The sequence below is a fragment of the Klenkia sesuvii genome (assembly GCF_037083825.1).
Lineage (GTDB): Bacteria > Actinomycetota > Actinomycetes > Mycobacteriales > Geodermatophilaceae > Klenkia > Klenkia sesuvii.
The window spans coordinates 110,998-126,011 of the sequence record NZ_JBAPLU010000009.1 but is presented as its reverse complement, the minus strand read 5'-3'; the positions used below and the strand labels follow the sequence as shown (position 1 = coordinate 126,011).

Genomic DNA, 15,014 nt, shown 5'->3' with positions numbered 1-15,014 from the left:
CCCGCACACCCAGGAGGAACCCATGTCCCACTCCCTCGACACCCCCAACGGCTCGGGAGGCACACCCGGCAGCCGCGACCGCAGCACGACCGACGTCGCGAAGGGCCAGGCCGCCGAGGTCGGCCACACCGCAGCCGGGGCCGGCCAGCAGGTCGCCGGCACGGCCGCCGACCAGGCCAAGCAGGTCGCGGGCGAGGCCCGCCGGCAGGCGAACGACCTGCTCGAGCAGGGCCGCGGCCAGGCCACCGAGCAGGCCCGCGCCGGTCAGCAGAAGGCGGCCGAGAGCCTCGGCGCGCTGGCCGACGAGCTGCGCTCGCTCACGAACGGCGAGGGCGGCTCCGGGCCGGCCACCGACCTGCTCCGCCAGGCCACCGACCGGGTCGAGGGCCTGGCCGGGCACCTGCGCGACCGGGAGCCCGGTGACCTGCTCGAGGACGCCCGCCGGTTCGCCCGACGCCGTCCGGGCGCCTTCCTGCTCGGCGCCGCCGTGGCCGGGGTGCTCGCCGGCCGGCTCACCAGCGGCGTCGTCGCCGCGCACAAGGAGGGCATCGCCCCGAGCAGCTCCGGCAGCTCCGACGGCGCGGCCACCCCCGGCGGGCAGCCGGAGCACGCGGTCAGCACCGGCACCGGCCCGCTCCCCGGCGAGGACGACGTCCGGGCCGTCCCGGCCGCACCCCCGGCGGCGTCGACGGGCCCCGGGTACGACCCGGTCACGGGCTACAGCCCCGTCCCGCCCTCGCCGTACAGCGGTGGCCAGGCATGACCGGCCCCGACCCACGGGAGGACCGTCCCGACGTCGAGGGCACCCCGGTCGGCGAGCTGATCGGCGAGGTCAGCCGCGACCTGTCCACGCTCGTGCGGCAAGAGCTCGCCCTGGCCAGGGCCGAGCTCACCGCGGAGGCCAAGAAGGCCGGCGTCGGTGCCGGCATGCTCGGCGGGGCCGGCTACGCCGGCCACCTGACCGTGCTGTCCCTGAGCCTCGCCCTCTGGGCCGGGCTGGCCAGCGCCATCCGGGCCGGCTGGGCCGCACTCGTCGTGGCGGCGATCTGGGCCGTCGTCGCCGCCGTGCTGTTCGTGGTCGGCCGCGGCCGGCTGAAGGGCGTGGACCCCAAGCCCGAGCGGACGGTGGAGACCCTGCAGCGGGTCCCCGATGCCGTCACCCCCCGTTCCTGACACCCGAGGAGACCCCGTCATGACCAGCAGCAACGACCCCGACGTCATCCGGCAGCAGATCGAGGACACCCGTGCCGACCTCGGCCACGACGTCGACGCGCTCAACGAGAAGGTCAACCCGGCCCGGGTGGTCGACCGCCGGGTCACCCGGACCAAGCAGGCCGTGGACGACCTGCGCGGCCGGGTCTTCGGCTCGGACTCCCCGTCCAGCTCCTCCGCCGGCGGGGTGACCGCCCGGGCCCACGACGCCGCCCAGGGGGTGGCGCAGGCGCCCGACGCCGCCGTCCAGGGCACCCGGGGCAACCCGGTGGCCGCCGGCCTGATCGCCTTCGGGGTCGGTTGGCTGGTGTCCTCCCTGCTGCCGACCAGCCAGCGCGAGAAGGAGCTCGCCGCCCAGGCCGAGCAGGCCGCGCAGCCGCTGGTGGAGGACGTCAAGCAGGTCGCCCAGGACGCCGCGGAGCAGCTGCAGCCCGCCGCCCAGGAGGCGGCGCAGTCCGTGCAGGGCACCGCGACCCAGGCCGTGCAGGCGGTGAAGGAGGAGGGCCAGTCCGCCGCGGGGGACGTGCAGGGCCAGGCCCAGCAGGCCCGCCGGGACGTGCAGGACTCCCGGTGAGCAGCGCGGTGAGCGGCCCGCTGCGGCAGGTGCTCGGCAAGGCTGCCCAGCTCGGCGGGGCGGCGCTGGGCACGCTGCAGCACACCCGCATCCCCGGCGTCGGGCAGGCCTCGACCACCGAGCCCGCCGACGTGGCCGCCCGGCGGTGGCGGGCGGTGACGGTGTTCCGGGACGACCTCGCGGGTCCGTTCCCCGAGCTGGAGGCGTTGGGCCCGGACCTGGAGGTGCGCATGCAGCCGGCCCCCGGCGGTCGCGGGACGGAGCTGTACGGCAGGTTCCACGGTTCACCCACCGAGGACCAGGTCGGCGAGCTCCGGGCGGCCCTGCGGCGCACCAAGCAGCTGGCCGAGGTGGGGGAGGTGCTGCGCGTCGACCCCCAGCCGCACGGCAGGAGGACGCCCACGCCGCAGGGCGCCGCACTGGAGGGCGCGGCGGCGCAGGCCCCGAAGGAGGGCGTGCTGTGAGGGCGGCGGTGTGGGCCGGGGTCAACGAGGTCGCGGTCGAGGACGTCCCCGAGCCGCAGCTGCTCAACGACCACGACGTCCTGCTGCAGATCCACCAGACGGTCACCTGCGGGTCGGACCTGCACCTCATCGGCGGGTACATCCCGGCGATGCGGGCCGGCGACGTCCTGGGCCACGAGTTCCTCGGCACCGTCGTGGAGCGCGGCAGGGCCGTGACGAAGGTGCAGGTGGGGGACCGGGTCGTCGTCCCGTCCTTCGTCGCCTGCGGGAACTGCTGGTACTGCTCGCAGGAGCTCTACTCCCTGTGCGACAACGGCAACCCCGACCCCGGCATCACCGAGGGCCTGTGGGGGCAGAGCCCGGGCGGCTGCTTCGGCTACTCCCACGCGATGGGCGGCTACGCCGGCAGCCACGCGGAGTACATGCGGGTGCCCTACGCCGACGTCGGGTGCTTCGTCGTGCCGGACGGGGTGTCCGACACCCGCGCGCTGTTCGCCTCGGACTCGGTGACCACCGGGTGGACCGGTGCGCACCTGGGCGGCACGCAGCCCGGGGACGTCGTCGCGGTGTGGGGTGCCGGCGCGGTGGGCCAGATGGCCGCGCGGGCGGCGATGCTCCTGGGCGCCGAGCAGGTGGTGGTCATCGACCGGCTGCCCGAGCGGCTGGCGCAGGTGCGCCAGCACATCGGCGCCGAGGCGGTGGACTACACGACCACCGACGTCGTCGCCGAGCTCCGGGAGCGGACCGGCGGCCGGGGGCCCGACGTGTGCATCGAGGCGGTCGGCATGGAGGCGCACAGCACCGGGGTGCAGGGTGCCTTCGACCAGGTCAAGCAGCAGCTGCGGCTGCAGACCGACCGGCCCTCGGCGGTGCGGGAGGCGATCCGGGCCTGCCGCAAGGGCGGCAGCGTGTTCGTGCTCGGCGTCTACGCCGGCATGGTCGACAAGTTCCCGCTCGGCGCCCTGATGAACAAGGGGCTCACCGTGCGCGGGGCGCAGCAGCACGGCCAGCGCTACGTGCCCGAGATCCTCCGCCACATGGAGAGCGGAGCGCTCACCACCGAGCACCTGGCCACCCACACGATGCCGCTCTCCCAGGCGGCGGAGGGCTACCGGATCTTCAAGGAGAAGGAGGACGGCTGCGTGCGCACGGTCTTCGACCCGACGGGGTAGCCGACCGGGCTCAGGCGTCGGCCCACGACCGCACCACCGCGACGTCGAGGGGGAAGTCGACCGGGAAGTCGCCGAACAGCAACCGGCCGGCCTCGTCGGCCGCGGCGCGCACCGCGGCCACCACCTCGTCGGCCAGTGCGGTCGGGGTGTGCACCACCACCTCGTCGTGCAGGAAGAACACCAGGTGTGGTCGGTCGGTGAGCGGGCCCGAGCCCAGGTGCCACAGCCGGTTGCGCAGGTCGGCCAGCCAGCAGGACGCCCACTCGGCGCCGGTGCCCTGCACGACGAAGTTGCGCGTGAACCGACCCCAGGAGCGCCGGCGCGCGTCCGCGGCCCGGCCGGCGGCGGGGTCGTCACCGCCCCCGCCGAAGGGCCCCGGGCGCGGGGAGCCGCGACCCAGCAGCGTCGTCACCACCTCGCCGCGCTCACCGTCCCGCGCGGCCTGCTCGACCAGGCCGAGCGCGGCGGGGTACCGGCGGGCGATCCGCGGCAGCAGGACGCCGCTCTCGCCGCGGGTGCCCCCGTAGAGCGCGCCGATGATGCCCACCTTGGCCTGCGCGCGGGTGGCGACCACGCCGGCGTCCACGATCCCCTGGTAGAGGTCCCGGGCCCGGGCGGCCTGCGCCATCGCGGCGTCCCGGCTCATCCCGGCCAGCACCCGGGGCTCGAGCTGGGCGACGTCGGCGACGACGAACCGCCAGCCCTCGTCGGCCACCGCCGCACCGCGCAGCTGCGCCGGGGCGCTGAGCGCTCCACCGCCCTGGGCCGCCCACCGGCCGGTGACCACGCCGCCGGGCAGCAGCACCGGGCGGAAGCGGCCGTCGCGCACCCAGGTCTCCAGCCACGCCCAGCCGTTGGCCTGCACCAGGCGCAGCAGCTTCTTGTAGCGCAGCAGCGGCGCGATGCCGGGGTGGTCGAGCTCGCGAAGGGTCCAGGAGCGGGTGTCGGCGACGTCGAGCCCGGCGGCACGCAGCCCGGCCAGCAGGTCGGCGGGGGAGTCGGGGTTCAGCGCCGGCTGCCCGAAGGCGGCGCGGATGCCCGGCAGCATCGCCTCCAGGCCGGCGGGACGCTGCCCGGCCGGTGGCCGCGGACCGACCAGCGCGGTGAGCAGCCGGTCGTGCACGTCGGCCCGCCACGGCATGCCGGCGTGCTGCATCTCCGCCGCCACCAGCGAGGCGGCGGACTCCGCGGCCAGCAGCAGCGCCAAGCGTCCGCGCTGCGGCGAGGCGGCGAGGGCCCGCTGCTGGGCGGCGTGCTCGGCCACCGGGTCGAGGGCGTCGGCGGGGTCGTCCAGGGCGAACAGGGTGGCCTCCTCGGGCACGACCGGGGTGAGGCCGTCCCACCCGTCGGTGTCGGGGCCGGCGAGCAGGTGCTGGTCGACGTGCGGGGAACGGCGCAGGACGGCGTGGGTCAACCGCAGGTCGGTGCACCGCTCCACCCGGACGCCGGCGGCCAGTAGTGCGGGGTACCAGCGGGTGGTGTCGTCCCACACCCACCGGGGGCGGGCGGCCTCCTGCGTGGTCACCCACGCGGGCAGCTCGGCGCGGGCCAGGTCGTGCACGGCCCCGTCGTCGAGGTGTGCGCGGACGCCGTCGCCCACCCGTTGCAGCACGACCGTCGACCCCACGCGTGCAGTCTCGCGCGCGGGTCCGACAACACCGCGCACCGCACGGGGAGTGCACAGGTGGCGCTGGTGGGGCTCATGGCCGCAGGCAGCACGGTGGGTGCATGACGACGAGCTACGAAGGACGCCCGCTGCCCCGACCCGAGGAGGAGGTGGTCGACCAGGGTCTCCGGTTCGACCTGGACACGCTGCTCAGCCGGCGCCGCGTGCTGGGGTTCCTCGGGCTCGGCGCGGTCGGCGTCGGGCTCGCGGCCTGCGGGGGCTCCAGCAGCTCGACCACCAGCGCTGCCGCGGCGGCGGGCTCGACGGCGAGCTCGACGGCGACCTCGGCGGGGGAGATCCCGGAGGAGACTGCCGGACCCTACCCGGGGGACGGGTCCAACGGGGTCGACGTGCTGAACGAGAGCGGCATCGTCCGCTCGGACATCCGCTCGAGCTTCGGGTCGGCGTCCGGCACGGCCGAGGGCGTCCCGATGACCCTGACCCTGACGGTGCAGGACCTGGCGAACGGGGTGCCCTTCGAGGGTGCGGCGGTCTACGTCTGGCACTGCGACCGCGCGGGTGGCTACTCGCTCTACTCCGAGGGCATCACCGGTGAGAACTACCTGCGCGGCGTCCAGGTGGCCGACTCCGACGGAGCGGTGACCTTCACCAGCATCTTCCCGGCCTGCTACTCCGGCCGGTGGCCACACGTCCACTTCGAGGTCTACCCGGACGTCGACTCCATCACCGACTCGGCCAACGCGATCGCCACCTCGCAGGTCGCCCTGCTGCAGGACGTCTGCGAGACCGTCTACGCGACCAGCGGGTACGAGCAGTCGGTGCGCAACCTGTCGCAGATCAGCCTGGCGACCGACAACGTGTTCTCCGACGGGGCCGACCTGCAGACGCCCACCATCACCGGCGACGTCTCGTCGGGCTACACGGTGGCGATGGGCGTCGGCGTGGACACCACCACCGCGGCCGGGGGTGGCGGCTCGGCCGGCGGGGGCCCCGGCGGCGGGTCTGGCGGGGGCCCCGGCGGCGGTGGCCAGCCGCCGGGGCGCTGAGGCGTCGGTGGCGTCAGACCGGCTGCAGCACGACGTCGTAGCTGGCCTCGAACCAGGGCCCCTCGACGGCGGTGCCGTCGGGCATCGTGCCGCCTTCGCGCGGCTCGTAGCGCACGACCAGCTGCTCCTTGACGCCGAAGACGACGTCGCTGTCCAGGTAGTCCGCGCCCTCCTGGAACAGGTGGGTGATCAGCGGGCGGTAGCCGGGCACGTTCAGCAGCACGTGGAAGTGCGCCGGCCGGTACTCCGAGATGTCGGTGCGCGAGATGAGGTCGCCGACCGGGCCGTCCATCGGGATGGTGTAGCCCAGCGGGGCCACGGTGCGGATTGCGAACGAGCCGTCCTCGCGGGCGGTGTACTTCGCCCGCAGGCGGGCCTCGTCGACCTCGACGTGCTGGCTCTCGTAGAGCCCGTCGTCGTCGGCCTGCCAGACGTCGAGCACCGCCCCGCCGATCGTCGCGCCGTCCAGGTCGCGCACCGTGCCGTGCAGGAAGAGCGGGGTCCCGCGCACACCCTCGGACATGTCCTCGGCGTACTCCCGCTCGGGGGAGCCGTCGATGTGGAAGGGCCCGAGCACGGTGGCCGGGGTCGCCCGGGGATCCAGCCGCTGGTTCATCTGGACGACGAGCATCGACAGCCCCAGCACGTCGCTGGTGAGGATGAACTCCTCGCGCTTGTCGTCGCTGATCTGCCCGGTGCGGGTCAGCCACTGGATGGCGGCCATCCACTCGGCCTCGGTGAGCTGCACATCACGGGCGAAGGCGTGCAGGTGCCGCACCAGCGCGCTCATCAGCTCCGCAGTGCGGGGGTCGTGGGCGGTGGCCCACCGGGCGGCCGCGAGGTCGGTGATGTTGTCCTCGGTGACGAGCTGCACTGCTGCCTCCAGCGGTCGGGTCAGGGCTCAGCTCGGGTCGGGGGCGACCGAGCGGTTGTTCAGGTCCACGGACAGGAAGATGTCGTTGGCGACGGGGTGCCGCAGCTCCTCGGCCAGCTGCCCGATCAGCCCGGCGGTGCGGGCCAGCAGTGCGAACCCGCGCAGCAGCGGCAGGGGCAGGCCGAGGTCGGCCAGAGCGGCACCGCAGACGCCGGCTCCGTTCAGCGGCAGCGTCTTCCCCAGCACCTGCGAGTGCACGCGGCCGATCGCGGCGAACAGCGCGAGGTGCGGGCCGGTCTGGTCCTCCTCGGCGGCGATCTGCATGAGCCGCGCGGTGCGGGGGTCGCCGTCCTTGTGCACGTGGTGCCCCAGACCTGGCACGAACCGCCCCGCCTCGCGCTCGCGCTGGACGACGGACAGCGCGAGCGCGTCCCAGCCGGCGTCGTCCCCGGGCAGCTCGTCCTGGGCGACCAGCACGTCGTCGAGGAACCGGCCGCAGTCCTCGGTGACGCCGAGGAACCGCGAACCGCCGCCCAGCAGGCCGGCGGCCAGGGCGCCCTGCACGGAGTCCGGCGCCGACAGGTAGGTCAGCCGGGTGACGATCGCGGTGGGGGTGAAGCCGTGGTCGGCCAGCGCTGCCAGCACGGCCTCGAACACCCGCACCTGGCCCGGTGCGGGCCGGCGCTGGGTGGCCAGCCAGAACGCCAGCTCGCCGAACCCGACCGTGCCCATGACGTCGCGGGCCAGGTCGGTGCCCAGCAGCGTGATCGTCTCGCGGGAGGAGGCACCCAGCGCGGTCTCGTAGGTACGGGGTTCGGTCATCGCTGCGTCAGCCACTTCCGGATCTCGTCGCCGTGCTCGTCCAGGCTCGGCGGGGGCAGGCGGTAGGACGGCGGGGTCTCCGAGAAGGTGATCGGGTTGCGGATGGAGGGGATGCCACCCGGCCGGACGACGGGGTCCAGGCCCACCTGCTCGGCGAAGGCCACACCGCCGTCGACGGTGTTGATCGGCCCGCACGGCACGCCGACGGCGAAGATGGCGTCGAACCACTCCTGCTTGCCGCGGGTGCGCAGCCGCTCGACCAGCAGGGGGCGCAGCTCGTCCCGGTTCGCGGTGCGGTCCTCGTTGCGGGCGAAGCGGGGGTCGTCGGCGAGCTCGGGCACCCCGAGCACCTCGACCAGCTTGCGGAACTGGCCGTTGTTGCCGGCCGTGATGATGAGCTCGCCGTCGGCGCACTCCAGGGGCTCGTAGGGGAACAGCGACGGGTGGCTGTTGCCCATCCGGAACGGCACGACCTCCCCGGCGACCGCGGCCGAGCTCTGGTTGACCATGCCCGACAGCGCCGACGCCAGGAGGCTGACCTCGACGTGCTGGCCCGCACCCGTCTCGTGCCGGGCGTTGAGCGCGCTCAGCACGCCGATGGTGGCGTGCAGGCCGGCGATGACGTCGAACACCGAGATGCCGGCGCGGTAGGGCTCGCCGTCGGGGGAGCCGGTGAGGCTCATCAGCCCGGAGATGGCCTGGACGATGAGGTCGTAGCCGGGCAGGTGCGAGCCTCCCTCCTGGCTGCCGAACCCGCTGATGGAGGCGTACACGACGCGGGGGTTGGTGGCCGCGACGGTCTCGTAGTCGAGACCGAAGCGGGCCAGGCCCCCGGGCTTGAAGTTCTCCACGACGACGTCGGCGCGGCGGGCGAGCTCCTGCGCCGCCGTGCGGTCGCCGTCGTCCTTCAGGTCGAGGGCGACCGACCGCTTGTTGCGGTTGACGCCCAGGTAGTAGGTGCTGATCCCCTCCCCGTCGACCTCGCGGACGGGTGGTGACCAGTGCCGGGTGTCGTCACCGTTCGGGCCCTCGACCTTCACCACCTCGGCACCCAGGTCGGCGAGCAGCATCGTGGAGTAGGGACCGGCCAGGACGCGCGAGAAGTCCGCGACCAGTACGCCGGCGAGCGGTCCCGTGGGGGAGGTCATCGGTGGGCTGCACTCCTTCGTTGCGGACAGCTGTCCGGTGCGATCGGCACCGCAGTATCACCGGGCGACGATCTGACTGTCAACCGCAGCGGGCGCGGTGTTGACGGTGGCACGGGTCATGTGCACAGTGGCGCAGACAACCCACCGACCGCACAGCGGACGCCTGTCCGGCCAACTGGAGGAGACGACGATGTCCAGCCCCGACAACCGGCCCGTGGTGCTCCGCGGCGGCACCGTGCTGACCATGGACGACGCCCACACCGTGCTGCCCCGCGCCGACGTCCTCGTCGTCGACGGGAAGGTGGCCGCCGTCGGCACGGACCTCGACGTCCCCGCGGGCACCGAGGAGGTCGACGCCACCGGCGGCGTCGTCATGCCCGGCATGATCGACACGCACCGGCACATGTGGCAGACCGCGATGCGCGGCTACGGCGCCGACTGGACGCTCACCCAGTACTTCGTCTGGTACTACCTCGAGCACGGGAAGACCTTCCGCCCCGAGGACGTGCACGCCGGCAACCTGCTCAGTGCCTGGGAGGGGTTGGAGGCCGGGGTCACCACCACGGTCGACTGGAGCCACGGGCTGCAGACCGTCGACCACGCCGAGGCCGCCGCCGACGCCCTGCTCGCCGTCCCCGGCCGATTCGTGCTCGCCTACGGCAACATCCAGGCCGGGCCGTGGGAGTGGACCGCCGATCCCGCGGTCCAGGGGTTCCTGAGGCGTCGGGCCGACGAAGGGAAGCTCGGCCTGCAACTGGCCTTCGACGTCACCGGCGATCCGTCGTTCCCGGAGAAGGCCGCGTTCGAGGTCGCCCGCGAGCTGGGCCTGCCGGTCACCACCCACGCCGGCGTCTGGGGCGCGACCTCCGACGCCTCGATCCAGCTCATGCACGACGCCGGATTCATGACGCCGGAGACCGTCTACGTGCACGCCGCGTCGCTGGACACCGACAGCTACCACCGCATCGCGGCCACCGGCGGGTCGGTCTCGGTGTCCACCGAGAGCGAGCAGAGCGCCGGGCAGGGATACCCGCCCACCTGGCAGGTCCGCAAGCACGGCATCCCGGTCTCGCTGTCGATGGACACCAGTGTCTGGTGGTCGGCCGACCTGTTCTCGGCCATGCGCACCACGCTGGGCGCCGACCGCTCCCGGGAGCACCTCGAGGCCCACGTCGAGGGGAACACCGTCACCCAGGTGCACCTGCGTGCCGAGCACGTCGTCGACTGGGCCACCCGCGGCGGCGCGAAGGCCCTCGGCCGCGATGACCTCGGTTCGCTCGAGGTGGGCAAGACCGCCGACGTCGTGCTGATCAAGAACGACGCCTCGCCGGTGTCCTTCCCGCTGCTGAACCCCTACGGCCACGTGGCGTTCCAGGCCCAGCGCGGCGACGTGCACACCGTGCTGGTCGGCGGCCGGGTCGTGAAGCGTGAGGGCGAGCTCGTCGGGTACGACGGCGCCGCCGTCCGCTCGGCGGTCGAGTCGACCGTGGAGCACCTGCGCGGGGCGATGGGGGACTCGACATGGCAGGCCGGCATGAACCCGGCGATGCCCGAGGACGGCGACGACGTGCTCGACAACCCCTACACCTACACCGAGTTCAAGAGCGACGAGACCCGCGAGGCCCGGGGCTCGTTGTTCGGGTCCTGATGGCCGGGCGTGGGCACGGCCCGGACTTCGTCGAGGCGTTGGCCCGCGGGCTCGACGTGCTGGCCAGCTTCTCGGCGCAGCGCCCGGTGATGACGCTGTCGGAGGTGGCGGCCGCGGCGGACCTCGCCCGGCCGACCGCCCGCCGGCTGCTGCTCACCCTGGAGGAGCTGGGGCACGTGGCCACCACGGACGGCGGCTACCGGCTCACGCCCAAGGTGCTCGACCTCGGCATGGCCTACGTCGGGTCGCTCGGGCTGTGGGACATCGCGCGGCCGCACCTGCAGGCGCTGGTCGCCCGCACCGGGGAGTCGTCGTCGATGGCCCAGCTCGACGGCTCCGACATCGTCTACGTCGCCCGGGTCGCCGTCCCGAAGCTGATCACGCTGCGGGTCGAGATCGGCACGCGCTTCCCGGCGGTGCAGACCTCGCAGGGCAAGGTGCTGCTCGCCGCCCTGGACGCCGACGAGCTGGCCGAGGTGTTGACCACGCCGTCCCGGTCGGGGTTGCCCCGGTGCACCGGCCGCACGGCGGCCCAGCTGCACGACGAGCTGGCCGAGGTGCGGGCGCGCGGCTGGGCGCTGGCTGACGAGGAGCTGGCCCCGGGTGTCCGGTCGGTCGCCGTGCCGGTGCGCGACGGCGACGGCGTGGTGCGCGCGGCGGCCAACGTCACCGTGCACGCGGCCGAGACCAGTCGGGAGGTGTTGCTGGAGCAGCACCTGCCGCTGCTGCTGCGCACCGCCGGTGACGTCAGCGGCGAGTGGGCCGCATGGCGACGTCGGCCGCACGTCACCGTCGAGCGCGGGGCCGCGACCGGGTGAGACCGCCCGGTCCGCCCTGCCGAGCGCGGGCGGGGGTGCGAAGGTGCCGGGCATGAGCGCCGCCCGCACCCGCACCACGACCCCCCGCGCCCGCACCCGGGGCCCGGGCGCGTCCACCGACGAGGCCGGTGGCGCCGTCGCCGTCGGGTCGCGCACCGAGGCCTTCGCCGAGCTCGCCCGCGCCCGCGGCGAGGGAGCGATGGTGCTGCTGCCCCGGATGCTGACCGGCCACGACCGGCGCATCCACGTGCGGCAGACCGTCCGCGAGGACCACCAGAACCGGATCGTCACCGGCGTCGTCGACGCCGGGCGCAAGTTCGACCTGCTGGCCGACTCGTTGTTCGCGTTCTTCCGGGGGTCGTGCCTGCTGTTCTACCGGGACCTGGCCGGCGAGGACTCCTGGATGCCCACGGTGCTGACCCTCGGCGACGTGCACCCGGACAACTTCGGGGTCATGCCCAACGCCGACAACGCACCGGTCTTCGGGGTCGACGACTTCGACGAGGCCTTCTACGCCCCCTTCACCTGGGACCTCAAGCGCGGTGCGGTCGGTTTCCTGGTCGGCGTCGCCGAGGCCGGCGGCTACGGCCGGGGTACCCAGGAGCGCACCGCGCGCGCCTTCCTGGACGGCTACGTCGATGCCATGCACCGCTACGCCGGCGACCTGGACGAGACCGCGGGCCAGATGGGCCTCGCCGACGCCCCGCCCTTGATCGCGGAGGTCCTGCAGGAATCGGCGTCGCGGTCCCGGGAGAAGTGGCTCGCGAAGAAGTACCTCGACGAGACCGGTCGGCGGTTCCACAGCTCCCGCAGGCTGGAGCCGGTGAGCGCCCGGGTCGCCGAGTTCCAGGCCCTCGTCGACCGCTACGTCGAGGTCAACGACCTGCAGCCGCCGGCCCGGGCCGGCGGCATGCGGGTCAAGGACGTGTGCCTGCGGCACGGGCAGGGGGTGGCCTCCCTGGGCCTGGAGCGCTACTACGTGCTCATCGAGGGGCCGGCCGCCGACGGCACCGACGACGTCGTCCTGGAGTTCAAGCAGGCCCGCCGCTCGGCGCTGCGCGGGTTGGTCCCGCCCTCGCCCATCGAGCTGGTGGGCGAGGCCGACCGGGTCAAGCACGCCCAGCGGGTGCAGCTGGTCGGCGGCGACGCGTTCTTCGGGGCCGTCGACCTCGACGGCACCAGCTTCATGGTGCGCGAGCGGTCGCCCTACAAGAACGACGTCGACCTGGAGGACCTCTCCAAGGGCCAGTGGGTGGACTACGCCCGTATCTGCGGTGGCGTGCTGGCCCAGGCGCACGCACTGTCGGACGAGGCGGGCCTGGTCGACCACGACGTCGAACCCGACGTGATCGCGGCGATCGGCGCCCGCGACCTCTTCGTCGACGACGTGCTCGGCTTCGCCGTCGAGGCCCTCGACCGGCTGCGCGCCGACCACGAGCACTTCCGCACCGACCACGCCCTGGGTGCCTTCCGCGAGGTCGACCGGGTCTACCGCTGATCACCCACCGTCAGCGCGCGCATCGATCTGGTCACGATCATCCCGTGCGGTGCGTCGGTGGTCCTGCCGCGGGCCGGGCGGGACAGAGTGGTGCATGGCCATCACACGCGCAGCTCGACGTCCCCGGCGTTCGCGGACGGCCGCCGCCGGTCCCCGGCCGACCTCCGGGGGGCGGCGGTGAGCGCGCTGGCGGTGCTGCTGCACTGCCCGGCGTGCGGCGGCCGGGACCTCACCGACGTCACCCCGTCGACGGAGGCGGACGGGTGGTGGGCGCGCCTGCTGTGCCGTGGCTGCGGGCACCGGTGGTCGGCGCGGTGGTGACCCCCTCCGGTCGCGGTCGACCGGTCGGGGGGCCGCTCAGGACCCGCTGACCCCCGCGAGGTCGTCGACCGCGGTGAGGAACCGCCGCACGGTGCCCGGGTCCTGGCCGCGCTCCCAGCCCAGGGTGGAGGGCCGTTGTGCCCGGTCGTGCCAGAAGTGCGGCGGGCGGGACGGCGGGCGGGTGGCCACCAGCCACACCGTGGTGTCGGCCCCGTCGGCGGGGGTGCGCAGCAGCGGTGCCATGAGCTTCCCGAACGCCGGGATGGACGTCGTGACGCCGTCGGTGGCCACCCAGCCGGGGTGGGTGGAGTACACGTGCCGCCCGCGCAGGCGGCGCGCCCACTCGGCGGCCAGCACCACCTGCATGCGCTTGGTGCGGGCGTAGGCGCGCACGCCGCTGTACTCGCCGTCGGTGAACTCGAGGTCGTCGTCGCGCAGCCCGGCGCCGTACATGCCCCCCGAGGACATCCACACCACCGCCGCGTCCGCGGCCAGGGTGTCGGCCAGCAGCGCGGTCATCAGGTGCGGGCCGAGCACGTGCACGGCCAGGGTCAGCTCGTGGCCCTGGGCGGTCTCCGACCGCTGCGCCGGCAGGGCGCCGGCGTTGTGCACCAGGCCGTGCAGGTCCGCCACCCGACTCGTGAAGTCGGCCGCCCACGCCCGGACGGCGTCCAGGTCGCCGACGTCGCACACCTCGGCGTGCAGCTGGGCGCCCGGGCGCTCGCGGGTCAGCCGGGCCACCAGGTCGTCGGTCCTGGTGCGGTCGCGACCGAGCACGTGCACGGTGGCGCCCAGCGTGAGCAGCTCCTCGGCGATCGCCGTCCCGATGCCCGACGTGGCCCCGGTGACCAGCACGCGCCGCCCCCGCATCGACCCGCGCACCGGGTCCGCCGGCCACCACCGGCGCCGCAGGGCCGGGCCGAGCTTGCTGTAGCCGGGGACGACGGCGCGATCGAGCAGGGCATCGGCGAGGCGGGTCAGCGCGGGCACGCCGGACATCCTGGCTCAGCCCGGCCCGCGGCGCAGGGTGCACGACTGGGACACCCGGCCGACCGGGCCGGCCTCGTCGTGCAGCACGGTGGCGGTCAGCCCGTGACCGCCGGGGCCCCAGCTGACCGAGGTGTCCATGCCCACCCACGCACCCACCGGCGCCCGGAACAGGTGCACCGTCAGCTCGACGTTGGGGTAGAACCACCCGCGCCGGCCAGGCCCCTGCACGAGGCCGTTCGCGGTGTCGGCCAGCAGCAGGGTGCGGGTGAGGTCGGTGACCTCCTCGTCGTCCAGCAGCTCCTGGCGGGCCCGCAACCACGCCTGCGCCCGGCCCGGGCCCGCGTCGCGGTGCCGCACCTCCAGCGAGGCGATGTAGCCACCGGGCCACGCGGTGCTCATGTCCCAGGGGGCGAGCTCCTCGCGGGCGGGCAGTGCCGGCTCGGCGGACGCCGCGACCTCGGTGGTGTCGGACCCGGCCAACCGCCAGGCCCGCGCCCGCACGACGTCGCGGCCGGCCCACGCGACCGTCGCCTCGACCAGCTCGATGGTGCGACCCGGCCGCACGGTGGCCACCTGGACCTCGACCTCGTCGATGCCGATCGTGCCGAGGATCTCCACCGCGAGCCGCTGCACCGGCGCCCCGGCGGAGGCCCGCTGCAGGCTGTGCGCCACCAGCCCGACGGTGGGGGCGATGTGCTGCTCGGCCGGGTTCCACCCGCCCCCGGTGTGCGGCGTCGCGCGGAACCTCCCGCCGCCGTCGGGGGTGCTGGTCAGCCGTTCGAAGTACGCCACGCACCCGA

At 74.5% G+C, this 15,014-nt stretch carries 16 protein-coding genes; 9 read left to right on the top strand and 7 right to left on the bottom strand.

What is annotated here, in order from left to right; genetic code table 11:
* Positions 1-22 precede the first annotated feature (22 nt).
* Genes TEK04_RS11010 through TEK04_RS10990 form a run of 5 tightly spaced genes read left to right on the top strand, consistent with a single transcriptional unit; the run spans position 23 to position 3,422 of the window.
* Positions 23-763, top strand: coding sequence for a hypothetical protein (locus tag TEK04_RS11010; protein WP_336404389.1), 741 nt, complete (start codon positions 23-25; stop codon positions 761-763).
* Positions 760-1,173 carry a phage holin family protein gene (locus tag TEK04_RS11005; protein WP_336404388.1) on the top strand — a complete coding sequence of 138 codons (414 nt, stop codon included), beginning with the start codon at positions 760-762 and terminating at the stop codon, positions 1,171-1,173. Before TEK04_RS11010 ends, TEK04_RS11005 begins: the two co-directional genes overlap by 4 nt.
* Before the next feature lie 19 nt (positions 1,174-1,192).
* On the top strand, positions 1,193-1,786 hold the full coding sequence (locus TEK04_RS11000) for a DUF3618 domain-containing protein (RefSeq protein WP_336404387.1): 594 nt from the start codon (positions 1,193-1,195) through the stop codon (positions 1,784-1,786).
* On the top strand, positions 1,783-2,250 hold the full coding sequence (locus TEK04_RS10995; RefSeq protein ID WP_336404386.1) for a hypothetical protein: 468 nt from the start codon (positions 1,783-1,785) through the stop codon (positions 2,248-2,250). The genes TEK04_RS11000 and TEK04_RS10995 overlap by 4 nt, the downstream gene beginning before the upstream one ends.
* A complete protein-coding gene (locus TEK04_RS10990; protein WP_336404385.1) occupies positions 2,247-3,422 on the top strand; it encodes a zinc-dependent alcohol dehydrogenase in 1,176 nt (391 codons plus the stop codon). Before TEK04_RS10995 ends, TEK04_RS10990 begins: the two co-directional genes overlap by 4 nt.
* Positions 3,423-3,432: 10 nt before the next feature.
* Here the strand turns inward: TEK04_RS10990 and TEK04_RS10985 are convergent, their stop codons facing one another.
* The gene (locus TEK04_RS10985; RefSeq protein WP_336404384.1) at positions 3,433-5,049 is read right to left on the bottom strand and encodes a bifunctional 3'-5' exonuclease/DNA polymerase; all 1,617 of its coding nucleotides are present in this window, start codon (positions 5,047-5,049) and stop codon (positions 3,433-3,435) included.
* Between the two features lie 101 nt (positions 5,050-5,150).
* Between TEK04_RS10985 and TEK04_RS10980 the strand changes: the two genes are divergently transcribed.
* Positions 5,151-6,095, top strand: coding sequence for an intradiol ring-cleavage dioxygenase (locus tag TEK04_RS10980; RefSeq protein ID WP_336404383.1), 945 nt, complete (start codon positions 5,151-5,153; stop codon positions 6,093-6,095).
* A gap of 13 nt (positions 6,096-6,108) precedes the next feature.
* Here TEK04_RS10980 and TEK04_RS10975 read toward each other — a convergent pair whose 3' ends face one another.
* From TEK04_RS10975 to TEK04_RS10965, 3 genes are read right to left on the bottom strand one after another with little or no spacing between them, the layout of a single operon-like run.
* Positions 6,109-6,969 (bottom strand): dioxygenase family protein, encoded by an 861-nt coding sequence (locus tag TEK04_RS10975; protein ID WP_336404382.1) that lies wholly within the window; start codon positions 6,967-6,969, stop codon positions 6,109-6,111.
* A gap of 27 nt (positions 6,970-6,996) precedes the next feature.
* Positions 6,997-7,791: a citryl-CoA lyase gene (locus TEK04_RS10970; protein ID WP_336404381.1), complete on the bottom strand. Its 795-nt coding sequence runs from the start codon at positions 7,789-7,791 to the stop codon at positions 6,997-6,999.
* Positions 7,788-8,939: a CaiB/BaiF CoA transferase family protein gene (locus TEK04_RS10965; protein WP_336404380.1), complete on the bottom strand. Its 1,152-nt coding sequence runs from the start codon at positions 8,937-8,939 to the stop codon at positions 7,788-7,790. Before TEK04_RS10965 ends, TEK04_RS10970 begins: the two co-directional genes overlap by 4 nt.
* 190 nt (positions 8,940-9,129) lie before the next feature.
* On the opposite strand from TEK04_RS10965, the gene TEK04_RS10960 reads away from it, so the two are divergent.
* Genes TEK04_RS10960 through TEK04_RS10950 form a run of 3 tightly spaced genes read left to right on the top strand, consistent with a single transcriptional unit; the run spans position 9,130 to position 12,903 of the window.
* Positions 9,130-10,587: an amidohydrolase family protein gene (locus TEK04_RS10960; RefSeq protein WP_336404379.1), complete on the top strand. Its 1,458-nt coding sequence runs from the start codon at positions 9,130-9,132 to the stop codon at positions 10,585-10,587.
* Entirely contained in the window at positions 10,587-11,405 is an 819-nt protein-coding gene (locus TEK04_RS10955) for an IclR family transcriptional regulator domain-containing protein (protein ID WP_336404378.1), read from the top strand. The genes TEK04_RS10960 and TEK04_RS10955 overlap by 1 nt, the downstream gene beginning before the upstream one ends.
* Positions 11,406-11,457: 52 nt before the next feature.
* The gene (locus tag TEK04_RS10950) at positions 11,458-12,903 is read left to right on the top strand and encodes a DUF2252 domain-containing protein (protein ID WP_336404377.1); all 1,446 of its coding nucleotides are present in this window, start codon (positions 11,458-11,460) and stop codon (positions 12,901-12,903) included.
* 101 nt (positions 12,904-13,004) lie between these two features.
* On the opposite strand, the gene TEK04_RS10945 is transcribed toward TEK04_RS10950, so the two are convergent.
* The 3 genes from TEK04_RS10945 to TEK04_RS10935 form a co-directional block, all read right to left on the bottom strand.
* A complete protein-coding gene (locus TEK04_RS10945; RefSeq protein ID WP_336404376.1) occupies positions 13,005-13,136 on the bottom strand; it encodes a hypothetical protein in 132 nt (43 codons plus the stop codon).
* 124 nt (positions 13,137-13,260) lie between these two features.
* On the bottom strand, positions 13,261-14,214 hold the full coding sequence (locus TEK04_RS10940; RefSeq protein ID WP_336404375.1) for an SDR family NAD(P)-dependent oxidoreductase: 954 nt from the start codon (positions 14,212-14,214) through the stop codon (positions 13,261-13,263).
* A 15-nt stretch (positions 14,215-14,229) separates the two neighbouring features.
* Entirely contained in the window at positions 14,230-15,006 is a 777-nt protein-coding gene (locus TEK04_RS10935) for a thioesterase family protein (RefSeq protein ID WP_336404374.1), read from the bottom strand.
* Between the last annotated feature and the right edge of the window lie 8 nt (positions 15,007-15,014).

Excerpts from the sequence above, each read along its gene's own strand:
- TEK04_RS11000 (WP_336404387.1), top strand. The coding sequence starts at position 1,193 with ATGACCAGCAGCAACGACCCCGACGTCATCCGGCAGCAGATCGAGGAC.
- TEK04_RS10950 (WP_336404377.1), top strand. The coding sequence starts at position 11,458 with ATGAGCGCCGCCCGCACCCGCACCACGACCCCCCGCGCCCGCACCCGG.
- TEK04_RS10960 (WP_336404379.1), top strand. The coding sequence starts at position 9,130 with ATGTCCAGCCCCGACAACCGGCCCGTGGTGCTCCGCGGCGGCACCGTG.
- TEK04_RS11010 (WP_336404389.1), top strand. The coding sequence starts at position 23 with ATGTCCCACTCCCTCGACACCCCCAACGGCTCGGGAGGCACACCCGGC.
- TEK04_RS10980 (WP_336404383.1), top strand. The coding sequence starts at position 5,151 with ATGACGACGAGCTACGAAGGACGCCCGCTGCCCCGACCCGAGGAGGAG.
- TEK04_RS10955 (WP_336404378.1), top strand. The coding sequence starts at position 10,587 with ATGGCCGGGCGTGGGCACGGCCCGGACTTCGTCGAGGCGTTGGCCCGC.
- TEK04_RS10965 (WP_336404380.1), bottom strand. The coding sequence starts at position 8,939 with ATGACCTCCCCCACGGGACCGCTCGCCGGCGTACTGGTCGCGGACTTC.
- TEK04_RS10970 (WP_336404381.1), bottom strand. The coding sequence starts at position 7,791 with ATGACCGAACCCCGTACCTACGAGACCGCGCTGGGTGCCTCCTCCCGC.
- TEK04_RS11005 (WP_336404388.1), top strand. The coding sequence starts at position 760 with ATGACCGGCCCCGACCCACGGGAGGACCGTCCCGACGTCGAGGGCACC.